The following is a 23,768-nucleotide window of genomic DNA, read 5'->3' as shown; positions in this document are numbered from 1 at the left end:
ATTCCGTTAATCGCAGGCGGCCGTGGGGCCGTTTCGTAGCATTTTCACGTCTGCGTCAGGGAGATGAGACACTCATGTTTAGCAAATCCACTCACGATATAGCGGCTTCATTTAGCCGCCGCGGCGTGCTCGCCGCGACCGCCGGACTGGTGCTCGGTCTGGCTTCATTGACTGGCGCGAAGGCCGCGGACGACACCATCAAGGTCGGCGTGCTCCACTCCCTGTCCGGCACCATGGCGATCAGCGAAACCACGCTGAAGGATACCATCCTCTTCCTGATCGATGAGCAGAACAAGAAGGGCGGCGTGCTCGGCAAGAAGCTGGAAGCCGTCGTCGTCGACCCCGCTTCGAACTGGCCGCTGTTCGCCGAAAAGGCGCGCGAGCTGATCACCAAGGACAAGGTCTCGGTCGTGTTCGGCTGCTGGACCTCGGTGTCGCGCAAGTCGGTGCTGCCGGTCTTCAAGGAGCTGAACAACATTCTGTTCTACCCCGTGCAGTACGAGGGTGAGGAGAGCGAGCGCAACGTGTTCTACACGGGTGCGGCCCCGAACCAGCAGGCGATCCCGGCCGTCGACTATCTGATGAAGGAAGAGAAGGTGAAGCGCTGGGTGCTCGCGGGCACCGACTACGTCTATCCGCGCACGACCAACAAGATCCTGGAAGCCTATCTGAAGTCGAAGGGTGTCGCCCAGGAAGACATCATGATCAACTACACGCCGTTCGGTCACTCCGACTGGCAGACGATCGTGGCCGACATCAAGAAGTTCGGCTCGGCCGGCAAGAAGACCGCGGTGGTCTCGACCATCAATGGCGACGCCAACGTTCCCTTCTACAAGGAACTCGGCAACCAGGGCATCAAGGCAAAGGACATCCCGGTCGTCGCGTTCTCCGTGGGCGAGGAAGAACTCGCCGGCATCGACACCAAGCCGCTGGTCGGTCATCTCGCCGCCTGGAACTACTTCGAATCGATCAAGACCAAGGATGGGTCGAACGAGAAGTTCATCAAGGACTGGCAGGCCTACACCAAGAACCCCAAGCGCGTGACCAACGACCCGATGGAAGCGCACGTGATCGGCTTCAACATGTGGGTGAAGGCGGTCGAGAAGGTGAAGTCGACCGATCCGGACAAGGTGATCGACGCGCTTCCCGGCATCGAGGCGCCGAACCTGACCGGCGGCGTGTCGAAGATGCTGCCGAACCACCACATCACCAAGCCGGTGTTCATCGGCGAGATCAAGGCGAATGGCCAGTTCGATGTGGTTTGGAAGACGCCGGGCCTCGTCGCGGGCGATGCCTGGTCGAAGGAGCTCGATGGCTCCAAGGACCTGATCGGCGACTGGGTCGGCAAGAAGTGCGGCAACTTCAACACCAAGACCAACAAGTGTCTCGGTTCGGGCTCCTGATCCGGATCTGACGTCCATTGCAAGATCGGAGAGGGCGGCGATCCCGCCGCCTTCTCCACTCATTTCTGCCGGGGTCATTCACAGTGCCAGCCCATTTGTCCGCCCGTCTCTGCTCGCTTGCACTCTCGTTGTTTCTGATCGCGTTCGCGCTGCCGGCCTTCGCCGGTCCGTTCGAGGATGCCGTCGCCAAATTCGCCAATGACGATTTTTCCGACACGGAAGAGGCGATCGGCGTGGTCGCCGGCAGCGGCAACCCGTTGGCTTTCCCCATCATCAGCGCGCTCCAGGACGGCCGCCTCATGGCCGATCCTGACAGCAAGAAGGTTTACGTCACCGGCGCCGACGGCAAGTCGGTCGACGCCGCGACGGGCGCGGCCGTCGCCAGCGTTCCCGACAGTGCGAGCGCGGTCCGCCTCAACAACCGCCTGCGTCGCAGCGTCGACGCCGCGCTCGGCGGCCTGACGCTTCAGTCGCCGGACGTCGGAACGCGGCTGCAGGCCGCGCAGTCCGTCTTCAAGTCGCATGAGGAGACTGCGCTCGAGGCGGTCGATGCGGCGCTTGCCAAGGAAACCAACAGATCCGTCAAGACCGCGCTCGGCGAGGCCCGCGCCGCGATCCTGCTGTTCAAGTCCGATGCCACCGAGGTCGAAAAGCTCGAGGCCGTCGCCACCCTCAAGGCGCGCGGCGACCAGGACGCGCTGGCGCTGCTGACCGGCATGGGCGACCAGCCGGCGTCGGTAACGAAGGCCGCCGCGAGCGCGATCGGCTCGATCCAGAGCTCGCTGGCGGTCTGGTCCATGGTGCAGAATGCCTGGTACGGCCTCTCGCTCGGCTCGGTGCTGCTGCTCGCGGCGATCGGACTCGCCATCACCTTCGGCGTGATGGGCGTCATCAACATGGCGCATGGCGAGATGGTGATGATCGGGGCCTACACCACCTTCGTGGTGCAGGAGGTGATCCGCACCCGCTATCCCGGCCTGTTCGACTATTCACTGCTGATCGCCGTGCCGCTCGCCTTCCTCGTCGCCGGTGCCATCGGCGTCTTGATCGAGCGCAGCATCATCCGCTTCCTCTACGGCCGGCCGCTGGAGACGCTGCTTGCCACCTGGGGCCTGTCGCTGGTGCTGCAGCAGGCGGTGCGGACGATGTTCGGCCCGACCAACCGCGAGGTCGGCAACCCCTCCTGGATGAGCGGCGCGTTCGAGCTCGGCCAGATCACCATCACCTATAACCGGCTCTGGATCCTCGTCTTCACGCTCGCCGTGTTCATGATCCTGCTCGCGATGCTGCGCTACACGGCGCTCGGCCTCGAGATGCGCGCGGTGACGCAGAACCGGCGCATGGCGGCCTCGATGGGCATTGCCACCTCGCGCGTCGATGCGCTGACCTTCGGCCTCGGCTCGGGAATCGCCGGCATCGCCGGCGTCGCGCTGTCGCAGATCGACAATGTCAGCCCCAATCTCGGCCAGAGCTACATCATCGACAGCTTCATGGTCGTGGTGTTCGGCGGGGTCGGCAATCTCTGGGGCACGCTGGTCGGCGCCTTCACGCTCGGCATCGCCAACAAGTTCCTGGAGCCGGTCGCCGGCGCCGTGCTCGGCAAGATCGCGATCCTGGTCCTCATCATCCTGTTCATTCAAAAGCGGCCGCGCGGCCTGTTCGCGCTCAAGGGCCGCGCGGTGGAAGCATGACCCCTCACATGCTGACGCGATCGCTGGACCGCAGCGCGACGATCTTCCTCGCCGTCGTCGCGGCCTGCGGCATCCTCATCCCGCTCTCCAACCTGCTGCTGCCCGCGGGCTCGTTCCTGCAAGTGCCGACCTATCTCGTCGCGCTCTGGGGCAAATATGTCTGCTACGCCATTCTGGCGCTCTCGATCGACCTGATCTGGGGCTATTGCGGCATCCTCTCGCTCGGTCACGGCGCCTTCTTCGCGCTCGGTGGCTACGCCATGGGCATGTACCTGATGCGGCAGATCGGCACCCGCGGCGTCTACGGCAATCCGGTCCTGCCCGATTTCATGGTGTTCCTGAACTGGGAGAAGCTGCCGTGGTACTGGTACGGCTTCGACATGTTCTGGTTCGCCGCGCTGATGGTGCTGGTCGTGCCCGGCCTGCTCGCCTTCTGCTTCGGCTGGCTCGCGTTCCGCTCCCGCGTCACCGGCGTGTACCTGTCGATCATCACGCAGGCGATGACCTATGCACTGCTGCTCGCCTTCTTCCGCAACGATTTCGGCTTTGGCGGCAATAACGGCCTCACCGATTTCAAGGACATTCTGGGCTTCAACGTGCAGGCGGAGGGCACCCGTGCGGCGCTGTTCGCGCTGAGCTGCCTGGCGCTGATTGTGGGCTTCCTGATCTGCCGCGCCATCGTCTCGTCCAAGCTCGGCAAGGTGCTGATCGCGGTGCGCGACGCGGAATCGCGGACCCGCTTCCTCGGCTACCGCGTCGAATCCTACAAGCTGTTCGTGTTCACGGTCTCGGCCTGCATGGCCGGCGTTGCCGGTGCGCTCTACGTGCCGCAGGTCGGCATCATCAATCCGAGCGAGTTCGCGCCGGGCAACTCGATCGAGGCGGTGATCTGGGTCGCGGTCGGCGGCCGCGGCACGCTGGTCGGCGCCGCGCTGGGCGCCGTCGTCGTCAACTATGCAAAAACGTTCTTCACGTCCGGCATGCTGGCGCCGTACTGGCTGTTCATGCTGGGCGCGCTGTTCATCCTGGTGACGCTGCTGCTGCCGAAGGGCATCGTCGGCACTTTCAACGCCTGGTGGGACTCGTCGAAGGAAAAACGCACCGCCGCGACCTCCGTGAGCGTGGCGGCCGAGGACGGCGTCACCGAACCCAAGATGGCGGAGTAGCGCGATGAATGTCATGGATACCCGCGCGACTTCCGCGATGCTCTATCTGGACGGGGTGCACGTCTCGTTCGACGGCTTCCACGCCATCAACAATCTCTCGCTGACGCTCGAGCCCGGCGAGATGCGCGCCATCATCGGCCCGAACGGCGCCGGCAAGACCACGATGATGGACATCATCACCGGCAAGACCAAGCCCGACGAGGGCACCGTGCTGTTCGACGGCGTCACCGACCTGACCCGGCTCGACGAGACGCGCATTGCCGAGCTCGGCATCGGCCGGAAATTCCAGAAGCCGACCGTGTTCGAGAGCCAGACCGTGCAGGACAACCTGCTGCTCGCGCTCAATGTCGACCACAGCGTCAAGGCGACGCTGTTCTGGCGCGGCAGCAAGGCGGAAGCCGAGCGCATCGACAAGGTGCTGGAGACGATCCGCCTCACCGAGGCCCGCAACCGCCTTGCCGGCAGCCTCAGCCACGGCCAGAAGCAGTGGCTCGAGATCGGCATGCTGCTGGCGCAGGATCCCAAGCTGCTCCTCGTCGACGAGCCTGTCGCCGGCATGACCGACGTCGAGACGCATCTCACCGCCGAGTTGCTCAAGGAGATCAACAAGACCCACACGGTCATGGTGGTCGAACACGACATGACCTTCGTGCGCGAGCTCGGCGTCAAGGTCACGTGCCTGCACGAAGGCACCGTGCTCGCGGAAGGAACCATCGACCAGGTCTCGTCCAACGAGCGGGTCATCGAAGTCTATCTGGGACGCTGAGCCATGCTTGAGGTCAAGGACATCAACCTGTTCTACGGCGCGGCGCAGGCGCTGCGCGGCGTCTCGATCTCGGCCGAGCCGGGCAAGGTGACTTGCGTGCTCGGGCGCAACGGCGTCGGCAAGACGTCTCTCTTGCGTGCCATGGTCGGGCAGTATCCGATCTCCTCGGGTGCGATCGTGTTCGATGGCAGCGACATCACGGGTCTGAAGCCCTATGAGCGTGCGCGCAAGGGCATCGGTTTCGTGCCGCAGGGCCGCGAGATCTTTCCGCTGCTGACGGTCGAGGAAAACCTCAAGACCGGCTTCGGGCCGCTCAAGCGCGAGGACAGGCATATCCCGGACGACGTCTTCTCGTTGTTTCCGGTACTGCAATCCATGCTCGGCCGGCGCGGCGGCGACCTCTCCGGCGGCCAGCAGCAGCAGCTCGCCATCGGCCGCGCCCTGGTGATGCGGCCGAAGCTGCTCCTGCTGGATGAGCCGACCGAGGGCATCCAGCCCTCGATCATCAAGGACATCGGTCGCGCCATCTCCTACCTGCGCAACCTCGGCAACATCGCCATCGTGCTGGTCGAACAATATCTCGACTTTGCCTGCGAACTCGGCGACAGTTTCGCGGTGATGGATCGCGGCGCGGTGAAGTTCACCTGCGATCGCGCCAACCTGGATCCCGGCGAGATCAGCCGCCAGATGGCGCTGTAAGTCAGGGGCCAATAAGCCAAGAAATCCTGCCGCGGCCGGCTGGGGAGACGGATGCGCAGCGACGCTTTAGCGACGAATTCGGTGTTCGAGGCCAACCGCGCCCGTGGCGCTGTCAGGTTCGACGTGCACGCTCGTGACGGTGTGACGCGCCGCGGGGCCTTGCATGAATCCGGTTCGCTCCGCGTGCGCTTTCCCTCGCCCGAAGACGAGGGCCTCTCCGGCGTGTTCGTCAATACCGCCGGCGGCGTTGCCGGCGGTGATCGCTTCGACATCGAGATATCGGTGGCGGAGAGCTCGCGGCTGACACTGACGACGGCGGCGGCTGAAAAGGTCTATCGCGCGCCGGGCTCGGCGGCGCAGCTCAACATCGCCCTGAAGGCCGGCGCGGGTGCGCGTCTTGCCTGGCTGCCTCAGGAGACGATCCTGTTCGATCGCGCCCGGGTTCACCGCCGCTTCGACATCGCGCTCGACGAGAACGCCTCGCTCCTGCTTTGCGAGATCGTCGTGTTCGGCCGCACCGCCATGGGCGAGCGGATGGAGCAGGGCGAATTCGTCGACCGCTGGCGGATGCGCCGCGGCGGCAGGCTGGTCTTCGCCGAAACGGTCAGGCTCGGCGGCGATATCGGCGCAAAGCTCGCGCGATCCGCGGTCGCCAAGGGTGGCGCGGCGATCGGCACGGCCCTGATCGTGCCCGGCGATGAGGCACTGGTCGAGCGCATCCGCATGGCATCGGAGTCGTTCTCCGGCGAGGTCGGGATATCCGCCTGGAATGGCTTTGCAATGGCGCGGTTCTGTGCCCAAGATGCGGCGCGTTTGCGCGCCGACATGATGGCCGTGCTGGCGCGCACTGGCGTCGCCCTGCCGCGGCTCTGGCTGAATTGAGTGGTTGAATTGACGTGTTGAACGGAAGAGATGTCGCATGAACCTGTCTCCCCGCGAAAAGGACAAGCTTCTGATCTCGATGGCGGCGATCGTGGCGCGCCGCAGGCTGGACCGCGGCGTCAAGCTCAACCATCCTGAGGCGATCGCGATCATCTCCGATTTCATCCTCGAGGGCGCGCGCGACGGTCGTACCGTTGCCGAGCTGATGCAATCCGGCGCGCAGGTCCTGACCCGCGACCAGGTGATGCCGGGGATTCCCGAGATGATCCACGACATCCAGGTCGAGGCGACATTCCCTGACGGAACGAAGCTCGTCACCGTGCACGAGCCGATCCGTTGAAGCGCGAAACTGTATCAACATCGTCATGCCCAGGCTTGTCCCGGGCATCCACGACTGTCAACCAAGCGGCCCCACGTGGATGGCCGGGACAAGCCCGGCCATGACGCAGCGGAGCAAGACGAGGCAGCACATGATTCCCGGCGAACTTTTCATCCAGGACGGCGAGATCGAGCTGAATGCCGGGCGCAAGACCGTGACGCTGACGGTGGCCAACACCGGCGACCGCCCGATCCAGGTCGGCTCGCACTACCATTTCTTCGAGACCAACCCGGCCCTGAAATTCGACCGCAAGAAGGCTCGCGGCATGCGCCTCGACATTGCCGCCGGCACCGCCGTCCGCTTCGAGCCCGGCCAGACCCGCGACGTCCAGCTCGTCGCCATGGCCGGCAAGAAGACGATCTACGGTTTCCGCGGCGACGTGATGGGGAAGCTGTGACATCCGGAGGAACGAGCGCGGCGCGGCACGGTTGAGGCGAGTGCAGTGATCGACAGTGAGGTGAGCACGCCGGTCAGGCTCCCTCCCCCCTTGCGGGGGAGGGTAAACGCATGTGGATTTCACGAGGACTGTCTGCGGGCTTGCTCCGCTTCTCCCGCTTGCGGGAGAGGCCGACGCGCTCGCAGAGCGCGGCGGGTGAGGGCTCTCGCCACGCAGGGACATTCTCCTCAATCCCTGGCAATCCCGACGCGGAGATACCCCCACCCCAGCCCTCCCCCGCAAGCGGGAGAGGGAGCCCAGCGCCGATGCCGCCGCATCGTGCACACCACATGCGATCGCCCTGCCTTGCGGGGGAGGGTTGGGGAGAGGGGTGAGCTACAAACTCCGACGGGAGTAGCCTTGCGAGGCTGCGTCGATCGCGGATGTTGTCGTCGAGGAGTGCTGTGACAGCCATGCTGCCTGCCATCCGCCTCATCTCCGAAGCTGCCGACCTCGCCGCGCACCGCCACAACGGCATGGCGCGCAAGGGGCGCGGCAATGAGCCGTATATCAATCATCTCGCCGAGGTCGCGAACCTGCTTGCGACCGCGACTGAAGGTGCCGACGCCGAGCTCGTCGCTGCCGGCTGGCTGCATGATTGCATTGAGGATACCGACACCACGCGTGAGGAACTCGCGCAGAGATTTTCGGAGCGTATCGCCTCGCTCGTCACCGAGTGCACCGACGACATGAGCCTGCCGAAGGCTGAGCGGCGTCGGCTTCAGGTGCTGGACGCTCCGAAGAAATCCGATGGCGCCAAGCTGATCAAGATCGCCGACAAGATCAGCAATACGGGCGCGCGCATTCAAACCGACCCGAATGCCGAGGAACGCCAGGATCTCGCCGACTACATCGAGTGGGCCACGCAGGTCGTGGCGGGTTGCCGCGGAGGCAATGCGTGGCTCGACGAAAGATTCGATGATGCCGTGAAAGCAGCAAGGGCGCTGCTATGACCCACCAGACATTCCAACGCAAGCGGGGCTCGTGATGTCCGTCAAGATAAAGCGTTCCGTCTACGCCGACATGTTCGGCCCGACCACCGGCGACAAGGTGCGACTGGCCGACACCGACCTCATCATCGAGGTCGAGAAGGATTTCACCACCTATGGCGAGGAGGTGAAGTTCGGCGGCGGCAAGGTGATCCGCGACGGCATGGGGCAATCGCAAGTCACCAACAGGCAGGGTGCGGCCGACACCGTCATCACCAATGCGCTGATCGTCGATCACTGGGGCATCGTCAAGGCCGACGTCGCGATCAAGGACGGCATGATCTCCGGGATCGGCAAGGCCGGCAATCCCGACATCCAGCCGGGCGTCACCATCGTCATCGGTCCCGGCACCGATGTCATCGCGGGCGAAGGAAAGATCCTCACCGCCGGCGGCTTCGACAGCCACATTCATTTCATCTGCCCGCAGCAGATCGAGCACGCGCTGATGAGTGGCGTCACCTCGATGCTGGGTGGCGGCACGGGCCCTTCGCACGGCACCTTCGCCACCACCTGCACGCCCGGCCCGTGGCACATCGCGCGGATGATCCAGTCGTTCGATGCCTTCCCGGTCAATCTCGGCATCTCCGGCAAGGGCAACGCCTCGCGCCCTGCCGCGCTGGTCGAGATGATCAAGGCCGGCGCCTGCGCGCTGAAGCTGCACGAGGACTGGGGCACCACGCCTGCCGCGATCGACAATTGCCTGGCGGTCGCCGACGATCACGACATCCAGGTGATGATCCACACCGATACGCTGAATGAATCCGGCTTCGTCGAGGACACGGTCAAGGCGTTCAAGGGCCGCACCATTCACGCCTTCCACACCGAAGGCGCCGGCGGCGGTCACGCCCCCGACATCATCAAAATCGCCGGCCTGAAGAACGTGCTGCCGTCCTCGACCAACCCGACGCGGCCCTTCACCCGCAACACCATCGACGAGCATCTGGACATGCTGATGGTGTGCCACCACCTCGATCCCTCGATCGCGGAAGATCTGGCGTTCGCCGAAAGCCGCATCCGCAAGGAGACGATTGCGGCCGAAGACATCCTGCACGACCTCGGCGCGCTCTCGATGATGTCCTCGGACTCGCAGGCCATGGGCCGCCTCGGCGAGGTCATCATCCGGACCTGGCAGACCGCCGACAAGATGAAGAAGCAGCGCGGCTCGCTGCCGCAGGACAAGGGCAAGGACAACGACAATTTCCGCGTCAAGCGCTACATCGCCAAATACACGATCAATCCCGCGATCGCGCATGGCGTGTCGAAGCTGATCGGCTCGGTCGAGAAGGGCAAGCTGGCCGATCTCGTGCTGTGGTCGCCGGCGTTCTTCGGCGTCAAGCCGGATTGCATCGTCAAGGGAGGCACGATCGTCGCCGCGCCCATGGGCGATCCCAATGCCTCGATCCCGACGCCGCAACCGGTGCACTACCAGCCGATGTTCGGCGCCTTCGGCAAGGCGCTCACGGCGTCCTCCGTCGTCTTCACCTCGAAGGCTGCCGTCACCGGCGGCCTCGCGCGCAAGCTCGGCATCGACAAGAAGCTCTATGCCGTCCAGAACACCCGCGGCAGAATCTCCAAGAAGAGCATGATCCACAACGATGCCACGCCCAACATCGAGGTCGATCCGGAGACCTACGAGGTGCGCGCCGACGGCGAACTGCTGACCTGCCCGCCCGCTGAGGTGCTGCCGATGGCGCAGCGGTATTTCATGTACTGAAATAGCGCCTCAACGCATGTCCAGGGAGGGAAGTCTGGCCGCGTGTCCGGGGACGGCTTTTTGCGGTTTTGCGTTCGGTCCCGCCTGGTCTAATGTCCCGCCTGGTATCTTAACCTTCAGAAGAAAAGCCGGGAGGATTTCTCGTGATCTACGTCGTTGCCACTTTGACCATCAAGCCCGAAACGCGCGCCGAATTCATTGCAGCGGCCACCGCCTGCATCAAGGAGACGCGGAAGGAGCCCGGCAATATCGCCTATGATCTGCATGAAAGCGTCACCGATCCCAGCAAGATGGTGTTCGTCGAGCAGTGGGAAAACGCCGAGGCTCTGGTGCCGCATCGGGGCATGGAGCACATGAAGACGTTCGGCCGCGTCGCGGTGAAGTGCTTCACGGCGCCGCCGAAGATCGAAGTGATCACCCCCGAGAAGGTCGAGACACGGTAAAGAGGTAGGACGCATGATCCGGGCGACGCAGGTCAGGGGACAGCACCGCTTCACGGAAGCGCCAGCGGATACGGTCGTGCTCGATTTCGACGATCGGCACCGCCGCCGCATGGCGATGACCGGCACGCGGGGGCTCGAATTCCTGCTCGACCTGGAGCATGCCGTCGCGCTGCGCGGCGGCGACGCGCTGGTGCTGGAGGACGGCCGGCTGATCGAAGTGGTCGCGGCGCCCGAGCCGCTGCTGGAGATCCGCGGCCGCGATCCGCACCATCTCGTCCGCGTCGGCTGGCATCTCGGCAATCGCCATCTGCCGACGCAGATCATGGCCAAGGCCCTGCGCATCCGCCGCGACCACGTCATCGAGGCCATGGTGAAGGGCCTCGGCGCGCGCGTGATCGAGATCGAGGCGCCGTTCGATCCCGAAGGCGGGGCCTATGCCGATGCGGGCCACGCGCATGGACACGACGACCATGCGCATCACGACCACGGCCATCATCACCATGATCACGGCCACCACGATCATGATCATGCCGCGCATGATCATGGCCACGGTCACCACCATCACCACGATGAGCACTGCGACCACCCCGACCATCACCACGGCCACAAGCATGCTCATGACCACAAATGAGCCGGTCGGCGCCGGTGCCCTTGCCGAAGGCGAGGCGGCGGCGCTGTACCGGCTGATGACCTGGCTGTCGCCGGCGTTCCCGGTCGGCGGATTCTCTTATTCCAGCGGCCTCGAATGGGCCGTCGAGGCGGGCGACATCACCGACGCCGCCTCGCTGGCGGATTGGCTCGATGCGATGCTCGGCGACGGCTCCGGCTTTTGTGACGCGACGTTTCTGGTCCACGCCTATCGCGCCGCGGAAGCGGGCGAGACCACCGCTTTGAACGAGATCGCCGAACTCGCCGCCGCCTTCGTGCCGTCGCGCGAGCGGCAGCTGGAGACGGCCTCGCAGGGGCGCGCCTTCATCGACATCGCCCGCGCCGCCTGGAATGCCGACGGACTGGATGCCGTGATTGCGGCATGCAGCACGCCACCGGTCTATCCGGTCGCCGTCGGTGTCGTCGCAGCTCAGCACGCCGTGCCGCTGGCGCCGACGTTGCACGCCTTCCTGCATGCGCTGGTCTCGAACTGGATCTCGGCGGCCAGCCGGCTCATTCCGCTCGGCCAGACCGATAGCCAGCGTGTGCTGGCAAGGCTGGAAGCCGCCGTCGCCGCGACCGCCAATCGTGCGCTGAATGCGGCATTGGACGATCTCGGCAGCGCGACGTTCCGGGCCGATCTCGCCAGCCTGCGGCACGAGACGCAGTACACGCGGCTGTTTCGCTCGTGACCGGCGCGGCTTCAACCAATCGAGAGAGAGCGAATCACATGTCGAAATCTCACGGCCCCTTGCGCGTCGGCGTCGGCGGCCCGGTCGGGTCGGGCAAGACCGCGCTGATGGACCTGCTCTGCAAGACCATGCGCGAGCGCTATGACATTGCGGCGATCACCAACGACATCTACACCAAATGGGATGCGGAGTTCCTCGTGCGGTCGGGGTCGCTGACGCCGGATCGCATCGCCGGCGTCGAGACCGGCGGTTGCCCGCACACCGCGATCCGCGAGGATGCCTCGATGAACCTCGCCGCGGTCGCGGACATGCGCGCCAAGTTTCCCGGACTTGATCTCGTGCTGATCGAGTCCGGCGGTGACAATCTCGCTGCCACTTTTTCCCCGGAGCTGGCCGACCTCACCATCTACGTCATCGACGTCGCCGCCGGCGACAAGATCCCGTCCAAGGGCGGCCCCGGCATCACCCGGTCCGACCTCCTGGTCATCAACAAGACCGACCTCGCGCCCCATGTGGGCGCCTCCCTGGAGAAGATGGAGACGGACGCGAGGCGCATGCGCGGCGAGCGTCCTTTCGTCATGACCAACCTGAAGAAAAGCGAGGGGCTCGACCGAATCGTCGGCTTCATCGAAGCCAAAGGCGGCCTGAAACGGCCGGGCTGACGGGACGCGACCACTTGGCGCAGGCATTTCCCCGTCGTTAACGTTTGGGCAGCGCCGTAACCGCGGAACAAATTTCGGACACGGCGATTAACTACCTCCGGCGCCCGGGGGCAGATCCATCCCTGCCAGACCATCGGCCGGGCGGATTAAGCTTTTCAGGCGACCCAAGTTGCGTACTGATGCCTCCTCCTCCATTATCTCCGCCACTGGGGTCTACCCTGTTTCGGCAGACGGCCGTTCGAGCGGCGTTCATATGCTCCGTGTTTATTGCCGACCTCCTGCTTTCGCCTGAGTAATCGCGTGGTCAGGCTCGGTTTCATCATCGGCTTCATCGCTTTGCTCGGGGCCTTGCTCTCCGGGCTTGCAGCCTATCGCGTCCATGACCAGGAGCTGGCGCTGGATCGGATTGCGCTCGCGCGCGCGATCGACGTTCATGCGAGCCTGGTTCAGGACCGCCTCACCGAGCGGGAGCTGCTCGCGCGTGTCGCCTCAGGCCTGTTCCGCACGCCATCCGTGATCAAGCCGAACATGCTGGAGCCGCTGCGCTCGGCGATCTACGCCTTCAAGACCGATTTCGTGGTGGCCGGCTGGATCGCCCGGCTGAAGCCGAACGAGCTCGCGGCGGCGCAGGCCGCCATCGCCGGCGCCGGCTTCCCAAATCCGCAGATTCGGTCCTATGACGACAAGCCGATCAATCCGGCCGAGATCACTCAGCCGATCGACGTGCTGATGGACCTCGAGCCACGCAGCAACGAGACCAAGACGCTGCCTGGCCGCAGCTACGATCAGGATCCGGTTCGCAGTGCCATGCTGACGCGTGCGCGCGCCGAGAAGAGGTCGGTTGCCTCGGACCCGGTGCCGTTGATCCGCGGGGACGGCGCGATCGGCATCATCGTGGCTGCGCCCGTCATTCCCGAGGGAGCAACGGAGCCGGCCGGGTTTGTCACATTTTCCTACGAGCTCGCCTCGCTGATGCTGACCAATGACGACATGTCGTTGTTCGCGGTCGCGCTCAGGGATCCGCGCAAGGAAGGCGGCGAGCTCATCGCCAACGACCAGGGCGTGGTCTCGACGCGCAGGGTTGCAGTGGACGGCCCGGCGCCGTCGGCGACGCGCACGGTGAGCTTCGGCGGCCGTGACTGGCAGCTCAGCTATTATGCGAAAACCAACTCGGCGCGTCGCGCCGAGCAGACCGCCATCATCGTCGCGGCGATCGGCTTTGCGATCACGGCAATGGTGTGCGGCCTGTTCGGCTATGTCGCCTACAACAATCTGCGACTCAGCCGGGAGATACAGGTCAGGATCGGGTTCGAGCGCCGGTTGACTGCGGTCATCGACGAGCTCAACCACCGCGTCAAGAACATCCTGGCGGTGATCCAGTCGATCGTGACGCGCACCTTGCGCCACGGTTCGGACATCGACATCGCGCGCGAGCTGCTGATCGGGCGCATCCACGCCATGTCCAACGTGGTCTCGCTGCTCAGCGAGAGCCAGTGGCAGGGCGTCAAGCTGAAGGGCCTGTTCGAGGCGCGCGCCATCCCGCATGCCGACCGCATCGCCGTCACCGGTCCTGATATCGCGGTCAGCGCACGCGCGGCGCAAAGCCTGTCGCTGCTGTTCTTCGAGCTCGCCTCGCATTCCGACGAGGGCCTGTCGCTGGTTGGAAAGCATCCGCACATCACCGCCAACTGGACGGTGACGGGAGAGGAGGGCAACGAGGTCTTCCATTTCCGCTGGGAGGAGTTCAACACCAGCGAGGCGACGCGTCGGCCGGATTCCGATTTCGGCCTGATCCTGCTCGACCGCGTCGCGCCCGAGGCGCTAGGGGGCACCGCCAAGCGCTTCTTCACCGACGTCTCCTACGTCTATGAATTGACCGCGCCGATGGAGACGGTGGTCGACATGACCGAGCGCGACCGCACGGACAAGATCTCGGCGCCGGTCAGGCCCGTGCGCAGCTAACCCTTCGGCCGCAACACGAGATCGACGAGGTTGCGCGCGTAGGCCGGGGTGACCGGCGTGATGCCGAAGACGTAGCGATAGAACAGGCCGCCATAGATCGCATCGTAGAGATCCTCAGGAAGCCCCTCAGCCAGAATGCTGCCATCCTGCTGGCCCGCGGCGATCATCTCGACGAGCGCGTCGCGGCGGAATTGCAGATAGCGCGCGTAGAACAGCTCCGCCGAGCCGGTCTTCGAGATGCATTCGGAGATGACGGCGAGCTGGACCTTGCCGAACTCGCCCTGGAGCGCTTCGGCATAGGCCGCGGCATGGCGGCGCGCGCGCGCCGCGGGGCTGCCGGAACTCGCCGGCGGCAGCGGCAGCATCTGCGCGGCGTGGTGGAGAAAGGCGTCGATCAAAAGCGCCTCGCGGGACGGCCACCATTTGTAGATCGTCATCTTGGAGACGCTGGAATGGCGCGCGACCGCGTCGATGGTGGTGGCGGCAAGGCCGGTGGAGGCCATCAGCGCATAGGCGCTCTCGAGAATGGCGTTGCTGGTCTCGATTGACCTCGGCCGGCCGCGCCGGGGCGCGCTGTCAGCCTCGTCACCCCCGCCTTTCCCCCTCGCCACGCCCGGTCTCCTCACGCAGACTTTCGGCATAGCGCAGCCATGGCCTTCGGCCTAGCAGAATCGCACGGTTTTGCGACCAAAGCCCGATGCAATCAGGACGAATCGGCATCGCGCTTCAGGTCGTCGTTTAAGCATGGTCTTGTCGGAAAACCGCTACGCACTTTTCCGGATCATGCTTTAGGCCTGCTGCCTCAGGGCGGCAGGCATGTCCTGCCGCTTCGACCAGGCGACGTAGTAGGCGACGGCGGTCATCGCGGCGAAGCCGATGATGCTCACCACGATTTGCATCGCCACCAGATTGGGGCCGGTGATCAGGATGAGATGGCCGGCAAAGGACAGGAACACGCCGACGCAGAACACGGCGAGCCATTCCTCGCCGCATCGTATGACCGCCTGAAGCGGCCTCAATCGCAGGCCGGGGTGATCGGCTGGAACCAGATGGGTCGCGAGCAAGGCGAGCGCGAGGAAGTGAACCACGCGATAAGGCGCGAGATTCTCCTTGTCGGTCGGCGCGATGCCCTCGAGGAGCAGGCCGGGCAGATAGGCGGACAGTTCCGGCGAATGGCGCAACAGGGTGACCGCCATCGCGAAAACGAGATAGCTCCCTGCGAGTAGCCGCAGCCAGGGAAGGTTGCGCAGCGCCCGTGCCGGTGCGCCGGTGACGGCAAACCAGCCGCCCAGCACCATCAGCATCTGCCAGCAGAACGGATTGAAGGTCCACTCCTGGTCGGGAGAGATCCGAAAATTCCACTCGAACCAGCGTGCGGCAAGATACAGCGCGACCGATGCCGCAAGCGTCACGTTCGGCCGTCGCAACAGACCCCACAGCGCGAACGGAAAGAAGGCCATCAGAGGAATCATCAGCTGCAGAAGGTCGAGGTTCAGCGGCTCCTCCTGGAGCACGAGGCCGCGAATCAGGATACGCAGCGGGTGCTCGAGAATCCCCGAGATGTTGTATTGGTGGATGATCTCCGGCGCCATCGATTGCGAGGCGACATAGGCGATGGCGTCGATATAGATCACGAACAGCACGACATAGGCGGCGTAGAGCCGCCAGACGCGGCGAAAGATTCGCGTCGCCGCGACCACGTAGCCGCGCTCCAGCGCCATCCTGCCGTGGATGATGGCGACGCCATAGCCCACCACGAACACGAACAAATCCGCCGCGCCGCTGAAGCCGAAGTTGCGCAGCGTCAGCAGATTGACGACGTTGTTCGGAATGTGGTCGACGAAGACCGACCAGTTGGCGATGCCGAGTGTCAAATACAGCCTGGCGTCGTGATGGAATGCGGCGAGGTTCGCCTTGACGGACGGTTTCATTGAGTAAAATAGCTTTTGGAATCAGGATGATGCTTTTACCGGCAACCTCCTGCCTATCCGAGTAGCGTTTGCGTGAGCAGGACCGGTTTGCACCGGCTGGCGCAAAATTGCGCGGCGTGGCCTCTATCGAATGCCGATAGATGCGCTCGCAGGACTTACGACGAAATTTTCTGACCGGCTCCGACCGCTACTCGGCAGGTTCAGCCGACACCTCGTCGGACACACCGGCGCGGCTTGCCAGGATGCCGAGGGCGACGCCGCCGATCGCCAGGATCGGCAACAGCCGCTTCATGCCGATGGCGCGAACGATCTGGAGTCCGGTGGCGAGGAGCATCGGATCCGCCAGCATGCTCTGCGCGGCCGACTTCGCGGCGCGCTCGGCCGCGATCCGGGCACGCTTCTGCACCTCGCGCTTGTAGCCCCAATAGGAGCCCGCCGCCGCCAGGGTCAGCAGGAAGAAGATGCCCGCGCCGGCCAGGCAGGCCTGCACCGGGCCATATGCCTCCAGGACCGAGATGAAGGCGGCGGCACAAAGGAAGCCTGTCGTCACCAGCAGCGCGAAGGCCGCGCCTGCGGCAAGGGAGGTCAGCCGAATTGTCGTGCCGGTGGATGCACTGATCCCGTCGATGATGCGCTGAAACATGGCCTTGCTCCTCAAGTCCCCCACAAGCCGAAACGTCACAAGCCGACATCGGCGGCGCGGCAGCGCCGCCGTAGCATCCGTTCCGCAACCTTACCGGCGCCAGGCGACGCCGATCAGGAAGCCGATGCCGAGCGCCAGTCCGACGGTCGCGAGCGGTCGCTGCGTGATCGCCTCTTCCAGCGTCTCCTCGATCGAGCCGTAGGCGTCTTGTGCAGCTTCCATCATCGCGCTGCCGCGCTCGGACATGTCGTCCATCGCGGAATCCACGTTTTCGCGCGCCTGGCGATAGCCGCGGCGAGCCTGCTTGCCGGTGGAGTTGGCGAAAGTATTGAGCGCGTCGGTGATCTGGTCGGTGAGGGCGGCGATATCGCTTTTCACGGCTGCTACATCCTTCTCGAGACGTTCTCGGGTGGCTTTGTCGGTCCAGTCTTTCATCCCGGCTTCGGCATTGGGCGTGGACATCGGGAGCTCCAAACTGTTGACGGCTGAGATAGCCGGAGAACGTTTCGTCGTCAGGGAAGTTCCGTCACGGAAACCAGTCAGGCCTGCGGCAGATGCGGCGCGTCCGTCGGCATCAGATGCTCCTTGAGAATCAGGGCCATGATCAGAAGCGGTGATGACAGGAACGCGCCCATGGGGCCCCACATCCAGGTCCAGAAGGCCAGCGCAAGCAGGACCGCAAGTGCATTCAGCGCCAGTCGCCGGCCGATAATGGTCGGTGTGATGAAGTGCCCCTCCAGGAAGGTGAGCCCGCCGAAGGCGAGCGCGGCCATGAGACCGCCGCCGATGGTGGGGAAGGCGACCAGCCCTACCACGACCAGCACCACGAACATCGCGACCGGCCCGATGATCGGGATGAAATTGAGCGTTGCCGCCAGCGCGCCGAGCCCGGCCGGATTGGGCATGCCGGTGAGCGCGCAGATAAGGCCGGTGCCGATGCCGACGCCCACATTGATCAGGGTGACGGTCAGGAGGTAGTTGCCGAGATGAACCTCGATCTCGTTGAGAATGCGAAGGGTGCGCAGGCGCGCGTCGCGATCGCTGAACGTCATGATCATGGCTCGCCGCAGGTCGCGCCAGCTCGCGATGAACAGAATGAGGGTGACGAAGAAGAGCAGAAATTCGGTAAAGGTCGGCGAGAGGAATTCCAGCGTGGGTTGCACCCATTCGACCTTGGGCATCTCAATGCTGGGGAAGCCCTCCGAGCCGCCGATCATGCCCTGCAGCTCTCGCCACAGCGCCAGCGGCCGGTTGAATACGTGCAGCTTATCCCTCAATTGGGCGCCGAGCTCCGGCAGGCGCGTGCTCCACTCCATCACGGGTGAAGCGATCAGGGCGACGACGAAGGCGACCACTGTCGTCCCCGCGATCACGATCAGGACAGCACCGAGCCCCCGCGGCACCTTGTACCGCTCCAGGAAGTTCGCCGCCGGCGACAGCATGGTGCCGGTGACGAAGGCCATCACCACGGGCAGGAAGAACGCCCTTCCGACATAGAGCACGGTGACGACCGCAATCAGCAGCAGGCCCGCGAGCGCGAAAGCGACGAACTCGGTGCGGCGGACCACCGGCGGCAGCTCGCCACGGCTCTCAGGGAGCGGTTCGCCTTCGCTGTTTCCGGACATCAGGCGTTCGCCGGGAAGGACGCGCACAACATATCTCCCGCATGGAAGGCTAGCGATCCGCGCGCCCATTCCATAACGTTGCGGAGGAAGCGCGAGTTCCATCGCAGCTTCGTGAAGATGTGCTCGCTTGACTGTGACCAAGCTGCCGCAGCCTGCGGTGGAACTCGAATCGGCTCCGCTGCGTTGCTTGGATTAGCTGCGTCACCCTGATGCAGACATCCAACGGGGCAGCACATGACGAAATTCTCTGTAGTCCGCCGCAGCTCTGCGCCGCGCGCTGTCGCCGCGTTCGCGCTCGCTACTGCCTTCCTTGCGGTAACCTGTGGTGGCGCGAGCGCGCAAAGCTTCGGCTATGCTCCAATGCAGCCGCAGGCCTATCCGCAGGATCCGGGTTACTCCCAGGGTGACGTCAACGAGGCGCCGCAGCCCGCCGACGAGGACGCCCGGTTGCCCGACCGGCTGCGCAAGCAGATCGTCAGCTTCGACAGGGGCGAGCCGGCCGGTACCATCGTCATCGACACCAACAACACCTATCTCTACTACGTGCTCGGCAATGGCCGCGCGATCCGCTACGGCGTCGGCGTCGGTCGCGAGGGCTTCACCTGGTCGGGCGTGCAGAGCGTGAGCCGCAAGGCGGAGTGGCCGGACTGGCATCCGCCGACCGCGATGATCGCGCGCCAGCCCTATCTGCCGCGCTTCGTCGCCGGCGGCCCCGGCAATCCGCTCGGCGCGCGTGCGATGTATCTCGGCTCCAGCGAATACCGCATCCACGGCACCAACGATCCCTCCACCATCGGCAAGTTCGTCTCGTCCGGCTGCATTCGCATGACCAACGAGGACGTCATCGACCTGTTCAACCGGGTCAATGTCGGCGCCAAGGTCGTGGTGCTGCCGAAGAACGCGCCTTTGATGGCCAGAGGCGCAGATCCCGCGCGAAAGCGCCCGGCCGTGAGCACGCTGCCCACCGGCCGCCAGGCGTTGAACATCACGACGTCGGCCGTGAACTGAGAGTGAGCGAGGTCGTATGAGCAGGCGCGTGGTTGGCAAATTGGCTGGCGGCACAGCGATGTTGATCGTTGTCTCCGCCGGTCTGGCGTCGGCACCGTCGGCGCATGCGGAGGATTTTTTCTCGGCATTGTTCGGCGGCTTCCGGATGCGGCCGCCGCCGGAGATCCGGATGCCGTTCCCGAACGACGACATGCCGCGCTACGACGCGCCGCGGCGGTCCTCCTATGGTGCCGGCACTGCCTATTGCGTGCGCGGCTGCGACGGCCGCTACTTCCCGGCGCAAGGCACCGATGCCGCGAGCAAGGCGCAGTCCTGCAAGAGCTTCTGCCCGGCCTCGGAAACCTCGCTGGTCTACGGCAGTAATATCGACGACGCCACGACGGAGAACGGGAAGTCCTATTCCGACCTGCCGAACGCGTTCCGCTATCGTAACGAGATCGTCGCGGGGTGCACCTGCAACGGCAAGGACCCGGCTGGGCTCGCCCAAGTCAAGGTCGAGGATGATCCCACCCTGCGCAAGGGCGACATCGTCGCCGGCGCCGGCGGCCTCGTGGTCGCCAGCCGCAATGCCAACGACCGCCGCGGCGTCGCGATGAATTTTTCGCCGCTGCCGGACTCGGTGCGCGCCAAATTCCGCCAGGTCCCCGTGGTGGCGAAGGAGTAAGGTTTGCCGCAACGAAGCAGATCCTCGCCCCATAGGCAGTCGTCTCCGGACAAGCTCGCCGTGAGCGCACGCGGGTCCGGATCTGGAAGAATGAAATCGTGAGTGGCTCGGCCAATCGTAGAATGACGGATATTGCGAGAGGTTTCAGTAGGTTGCCGAAGTGGAACCGACTAGTGTGCAGCGCGTTAAGAACAGCGGCACAATTTGCCTGAAGGGGGTCCTGCAATGCTGGTTGGCGTACTCGTTACCTTTCTCGTCGTCATTCTCGTGCTCTATCTCATCAACATGCTGCCGATGGACGGCCGCGCCAAGCAGATCGCGCGCGTGGTTGTCATCATCATCGGCATCGTGTCGCTGCTGAAATATCTGGCGGTATTCTAGCGAAGGTATCGTAGCCCGGATGAGCGAAGCGATATCCGGGACCTCTATTGCGTCTCCCCGGATATCGCTTCGCTCACCCGGGCTACACCTCTAAACAAAAGCCCCGGCCTGAGCCGGGGCTTCGTTTGTGCTGCTTTAGTGCAGCCCCTTGAGCCAGTCGTCGACGTCCTGACGAACCTGGTCCTTGGCCTTGCCGTAGCGTTCCTGGAGCCGGCCTTCGAGCTGCTCGCGCCGACCCTCGATCAATTGGAGGTCGTCGTCGGTGAGCTTGGCCCATTTCTCCTTGGCCGAGCCCTTGAATTGCTTCCAGTTTCCTTCGATCCGATTCCAGTCCATGACCGTCTCCCGTTGGTTGATGGCCGGACAACGCGGTCCACGGTGCAGCCGTTCCGCGGTCCGCCGCGGCGTTTCGCCCACAAAAAAGCCCCGGCGTGAGCCGGGGCTTTTGAAGTTCTCTATCGGTACTCAGCCCGCCGCTTTCGCCTCGCGGCGGCGGGCGGTGAGGATGTATTCGGTGTAGCCGTTCGGCTGCTCGCGCCCCTTGAAGATGAGGTCGCAGGCCGCCTTGAAGGCGACGCCGTCGAAGGCGGGCGCCATCGGCTTGTAGATGGGATCGCCCGCGTTCTGCTTGTCGACGACGACGGCCATGCGCTTCAGCGATTCCATCACCTGCGCCTCGGTGATCACGCCCTGATGCAGCCAGTTGGCGAGATGCTGGCTGGAGATGCGCAAGGTCGCGCGGTCCTCCATCAGGCCGACATCGTGGATGTCGGGCACCTTGGAGCAGCCGACGCCTTGGTCGATCCAGCGCACGACATAGCCGAGGATGCCCTGGCAGTTGTTGTCGATCTCCTGCTTGACGTCATCCGGCGCCCAGTTCGACTTCGACACCGGGATGGTGAGGATGTCCGAGAGCTTCGCGCGCGGTCCGCCCTTGGCGAGTTCCTGCTGGCGCGCGGTGACGTTGACCTGGTGATAGTGCAGCGCGTGCAGCGTCGCGGCCGTCGGGGAGGGCACCCAGGCGGTGGTGGCGCCGGCCTGCGGATGGCCGAGCTTCTGCGCCAGCATGTCCGCCATCTTGTCGGGCGCAGCCCACATGCCCTTGCCGATCTGGGCATGGCCGGGCAGGCCACAGGTCAGGCCCATGTCGACGTTCCAGTCCTCATAGGCCTTGATCCAGGCCTGCGCCTTCATCTCGTTCTTGCGGATCATCGGGCCCGCCTCCATCGAGGTGTGGATCTCGTCGCCTGTGCGGTCGAGGAAGCCGGTGTTGATGAACATGATGCGCTTGGAGGCGCGCTGGATGCAGGCCTTGAGGTTGACGGTGGTGCGCCGCTCCTCGTCCATGATGCCGACCTTGAGCGTGTTCTCGGGCAGGCCCAGCATCTTCTCGACGCGGTCGAAGATCTCGCAGGTCAGCGACACCTCGTCGGGGCCGTGCATCTTCGGCTTGACGATATAGGCCGAGCCGGTGCGGCTGTTCTTGACCTTGGAAAGACCCCTGAGGTCGTGGATCGCGAGCAGGCCGGAGACGGCGGCATCGAGCAGGCCCTCGGGGACCTCCTCGCCCTTCTCGTCCAGCACCGCGTCGGTGAACATGTGGTGACCGCAATTGCGCATCAGGAGCAGGCTACGGCCGTGCAGTCTCACCTCGCCCTTGCCGTCGGGCGTCTTGTAGCTGCGGTCGGCGTTGAGCGAGCGCGTCAGCGTCTTGCCGCCCTTCTCGAAATCGGCCGAGAGCGTGCCGTTCATCAGCCCGAGCGTGTTGCGGTAGACCAGCACCTTGTCCTCGGCGTCGACCGCCGCGACCGAGTCCTCCATGTCGAGAATGGTGGAGACCGCGGCCTCCATGATCATGTCGGCGACGCCGGCCGGATCGTCCTTGCCGATCGCGCTGCTGCGGTCGATCTTGACCTCGACATGCAGGCCGTTGTTGACGAGCAGCACCGCGCTCGGCGCCGCCGCATCGCCCTGGAAGCCGGCGAACTGTGCCGCGTTCTTCAGCGCGGTGGCATTGCCGCTCTTCAGCTTCACCGCAAGCTGGCCCGCGACGACGCTGTAGGCGGTGACGTCGGTGTGGCTGCCGGTGGCGAGCGGCACGGCGGCGTCGAGGAACGCCTTGGCCTTGGCGATCACCTTGTCGCCGCGCGCCTTGTTGTAGCCCTTGCCGCTCTCGGCAGCGTCGTGCGGAATCGCGTCGGTGCCGTAGAACGCGTCATAGAGCGAGCCCCAGCGCGCGTTCGCCGCGTTCAGCGCGTAGCGCGCATTGGTGAGCGGCACGACAAGCTGCGGACCGCAGATCTTGCCGATCTCCTCGTCGACATTGGCGGTCTCGACCTTCTGCGTCGCCGGCTCCGGGACCAAATAGCCGATCTCCTTCAGGAAGGCGGTATAGGCATCGAGGTCGAACGCCTTGCCCTTGTTGGCGCGGTGCCAGTCGTCGATCTTGGCCTGCAGCGTGTCGCGGAATGCGAGCAACTCGCGGTTCTTCGGGCCCAGTTCCTTGATGATGGCGGCAAGCCCGGCCCAGAACGCATCCGGCGCGATCCCCGTTTTCGGGGCCGCTTCGTTGGCGATGAAGTCAAACAGGACGGGGGCGATCTTCAATCCGTGGGCGTCGACGCGTTTCATGATGGGCTTTCTTGTTGGAAATGGCTGTTTTTGGCTGCTTTTGACCCGACAGCAGCAAAATGCGCCCACGCGGGGCGGCTTTCGAGGGTCTATTAGCCCCAAAATCGGGGCGGTGAGAAGACCCTCAAGGGTTTGTCAAAATGTTAAGGCGAGGTCAGGGAGGTTGCTGGTTTTACAGCGATTGAGCCCAGCTTGGCGCCGCGCGCACAACTGCGCTGCCTCCCCCCTTGCGGGGGAGGGCGGGGGAGAGGGGTAGCCAAGCAAAAGGCGTTGGAATTGACGACGAAATCAGCTCACGCTGATGGAGGGGAGTCCCCGTGTGAACCCCTCTCCCTAACCCTCCCCCACAAGGG

The 23,768-nt window shown here is 64.6% G+C and carries 25 protein-coding genes; 18 read left to right on the top strand and 7 right to left on the bottom strand.

Features of this window, described 5'->3' with window-relative positions:
* The first annotated feature begins 74 nt into the window (after positions 1-74).
* The 15 genes from urtA (at position 75) to AC1RQP_RS11680 (ending at position 14,532) form a co-directional block, all read left to right on the top strand.
* A complete protein-coding gene (gene urtA / locus AC1RQP_RS11750; RefSeq protein ID WP_239627322.1) occupies positions 75-1,403 on the top strand; it encodes an urea ABC transporter substrate-binding protein in 1,329 nt (442 codons plus the stop codon).
* 83 nt (positions 1,404-1,486) lie between these two features.
* Entirely contained in the window at positions 1,487-3,094 is a 1,608-nt protein-coding gene (gene urtB, locus AC1RQP_RS11745) for an urea ABC transporter permease subunit UrtB (RefSeq protein WP_492937025.1), read from the top strand.
* Positions 3,091-4,260 carry an urea ABC transporter permease subunit UrtC gene (gene urtC / locus AC1RQP_RS11740; protein ID WP_492937024.1) on the top strand — a complete coding sequence of 390 codons (1,170 nt, stop codon included), beginning with the start codon at positions 3,091-3,093 and terminating at the stop codon, positions 4,258-4,260. The genes urtB and urtC overlap by 4 nt, the downstream gene beginning before the upstream one ends.
* 4 nt (positions 4,261-4,264) lie before the next feature.
* Positions 4,265-5,026, top strand: a complete 762-nt coding sequence (gene urtD, locus AC1RQP_RS11735; protein WP_028177270.1) for an urea ABC transporter ATP-binding protein UrtD — start codon at positions 4,265-4,267, stop codon at positions 5,024-5,026.
* Between the two features lie 3 nt (positions 5,027-5,029).
* Complete coding sequence (gene urtE, locus AC1RQP_RS11730) at positions 5,030-5,725, top strand: urea ABC transporter ATP-binding subunit UrtE (RefSeq protein ID WP_028177269.1); 696 nt, start codon at positions 5,030-5,032, stop codon at positions 5,723-5,725.
* A gap of 51 nt (positions 5,726-5,776) precedes the next feature.
* Entirely contained in the window at positions 5,777-6,607 is an 831-nt protein-coding gene (locus AC1RQP_RS11725; protein WP_492937023.1) for an urease accessory protein UreD, read from the top strand.
* Positions 6,608-6,644: 37 nt separating this feature from the next.
* Positions 6,645-6,947 carry an urease subunit gamma gene (locus AC1RQP_RS11720; RefSeq protein WP_007605424.1) on the top strand — a complete coding sequence of 101 codons (303 nt, stop codon included), beginning with the start codon at positions 6,645-6,647 and terminating at the stop codon, positions 6,945-6,947.
* Between the two features lie 130 nt (positions 6,948-7,077).
* Complete coding sequence (locus AC1RQP_RS11715) at positions 7,078-7,383, top strand: urease subunit beta (protein WP_026202067.1); 306 nt, start codon at positions 7,078-7,080, stop codon at positions 7,381-7,383.
* A 452-nt stretch (positions 7,384-7,835) separates the two neighbouring features.
* A complete protein-coding gene (locus AC1RQP_RS11710) occupies positions 7,836-8,375 on the top strand; it encodes an HD domain-containing protein (protein ID WP_492937022.1) in 540 nt (179 codons plus the stop codon).
* Between the two features lie 34 nt (positions 8,376-8,409).
* Complete coding sequence (ureC, locus tag AC1RQP_RS11705) at positions 8,410-10,125, top strand: urease subunit alpha (RefSeq protein WP_492937021.1); 1,716 nt, start codon at positions 8,410-8,412, stop codon at positions 10,123-10,125.
* Between the two features lie 143 nt (positions 10,126-10,268).
* Positions 10,269-10,568: a putative quinol monooxygenase gene (locus tag AC1RQP_RS11700; protein ID WP_027573733.1), complete on the top strand. Its 300-nt coding sequence runs from the start codon at positions 10,269-10,271 to the stop codon at positions 10,566-10,568.
* Between the two features lie 13 nt (positions 10,569-10,581).
* On the top strand, positions 10,582-11,199 hold the full coding sequence (locus tag AC1RQP_RS11695; protein WP_492937020.1) for an urease accessory protein UreE: 618 nt from the start codon (positions 10,582-10,584) through the stop codon (positions 11,197-11,199).
* Positions 11,180-11,908: an urease accessory protein UreF gene (locus AC1RQP_RS11690; protein ID WP_492937148.1), complete on the top strand. Its 729-nt coding sequence runs from the start codon at positions 11,180-11,182 to the stop codon at positions 11,906-11,908. Before AC1RQP_RS11695 ends, AC1RQP_RS11690 begins: the two co-directional genes overlap by 20 nt.
* Before the next feature lie 38 nt (positions 11,909-11,946).
* Positions 11,947-12,570: an urease accessory protein UreG gene (ureG, locus tag AC1RQP_RS11685; RefSeq protein WP_035708617.1), complete on the top strand. Its 624-nt coding sequence runs from the start codon at positions 11,947-11,949 to the stop codon at positions 12,568-12,570.
* Between the two features lie 300 nt (positions 12,571-12,870).
* Positions 12,871-14,532, top strand: coding sequence for a CHASE domain-containing protein (locus AC1RQP_RS11680; RefSeq protein WP_239627310.1), 1,662 nt, complete (start codon positions 12,871-12,873; stop codon positions 14,530-14,532).
* Here AC1RQP_RS11680 and AC1RQP_RS11675 read toward each other — a convergent pair.
* The 5 genes from AC1RQP_RS11675 to AC1RQP_RS11655 all read right to left on the bottom strand — a co-directional run bounded on the left by AC1RQP_RS11675 (position 14,529) and on the right by AC1RQP_RS11655 (position 18,758).
* On the bottom strand, positions 14,529-15,173 hold the full coding sequence (locus tag AC1RQP_RS11675; protein WP_239627308.1) for a TetR/AcrR family transcriptional regulator: 645 nt from the start codon (positions 15,171-15,173) through the stop codon (positions 14,529-14,531). The two genes, AC1RQP_RS11680 and AC1RQP_RS11675, sit on opposite strands and share 4 nt — an antisense overlap.
* A gap of 147 nt (positions 15,174-15,320) precedes the next feature.
* Entirely contained in the window at positions 15,321-16,463 is a 1,143-nt protein-coding gene (locus AC1RQP_RS11670; RefSeq protein ID WP_239627306.1) for an OpgC domain-containing protein, read from the bottom strand.
* A 187-nt stretch (positions 16,464-16,650) separates the two neighbouring features.
* Positions 16,651-17,106: a hypothetical protein gene (locus AC1RQP_RS11665; RefSeq protein WP_239627305.1), complete on the bottom strand. Its 456-nt coding sequence runs from the start codon at positions 17,104-17,106 to the stop codon at positions 16,651-16,653.
* Between the two features lie 90 nt (positions 17,107-17,196).
* On the bottom strand, positions 17,197-17,568 hold the full coding sequence (locus tag AC1RQP_RS11660) for an ElaB/YgaM/YqjD family protein (protein ID WP_131871948.1): 372 nt from the start codon (positions 17,566-17,568) through the stop codon (positions 17,197-17,199).
* A 77-nt stretch (positions 17,569-17,645) separates the two neighbouring features.
* Positions 17,646-18,758: an AI-2E family transporter gene (locus tag AC1RQP_RS11655; protein WP_239627303.1), complete on the bottom strand. Its 1,113-nt coding sequence runs from the start codon at positions 18,756-18,758 to the stop codon at positions 17,646-17,648.
* A 207-nt stretch (positions 18,759-18,965) separates the two neighbouring features.
* Here AC1RQP_RS11655 and AC1RQP_RS11650 point away from each other — a divergent pair, with 207 nt between their 5' ends.
* From AC1RQP_RS11650 to AC1RQP_RS11640, 3 genes are all read left to right on the top strand, one after another.
* On the top strand, positions 18,966-19,739 hold the full coding sequence (locus tag AC1RQP_RS11650; protein ID WP_492937019.1) for a L,D-transpeptidase: 774 nt from the start codon (positions 18,966-18,968) through the stop codon (positions 19,737-19,739).
* A 16-nt stretch (positions 19,740-19,755) separates the two neighbouring features.
* Positions 19,756-20,403, top strand: coding sequence for a DUF2865 domain-containing protein (locus tag AC1RQP_RS11645; RefSeq protein WP_239627300.1), 648 nt, complete (start codon positions 19,756-19,758; stop codon positions 20,401-20,403).
* A gap of 225 nt (positions 20,404-20,628) precedes the next feature.
* Positions 20,629-20,784: a Thivi_2564 family membrane protein gene (locus AC1RQP_RS11640; protein WP_007599832.1), complete on the top strand. Its 156-nt coding sequence runs from the start codon at positions 20,629-20,631 to the stop codon at positions 20,782-20,784.
* A 135-nt stretch (positions 20,785-20,919) separates the two neighbouring features.
* Here AC1RQP_RS11640 and AC1RQP_RS11635 read toward each other — a convergent pair whose 3' ends face one another.
* Positions 20,920-21,120, bottom strand: coding sequence for a CsbD family protein (locus AC1RQP_RS11635; RefSeq protein ID WP_061880957.1), 201 nt, complete (start codon positions 21,118-21,120; stop codon positions 20,920-20,922).
* Between the two features lie 129 nt (positions 21,121-21,249).
* On the bottom strand, positions 21,250-23,415 hold the full coding sequence (locus tag AC1RQP_RS11630; RefSeq protein ID WP_492937018.1) for a malate synthase G: 2,166 nt from the start codon (positions 23,413-23,415) through the stop codon (positions 21,250-21,252).
* Between the last annotated feature and the right edge of the window lie 353 nt (positions 23,416-23,768).

The organism is Bradyrhizobium sp. GW821-FHT13H06 (genome assembly GCF_058803975.1).
This window is presented reverse-complemented; position numbering and strand designations above follow the sequence as displayed.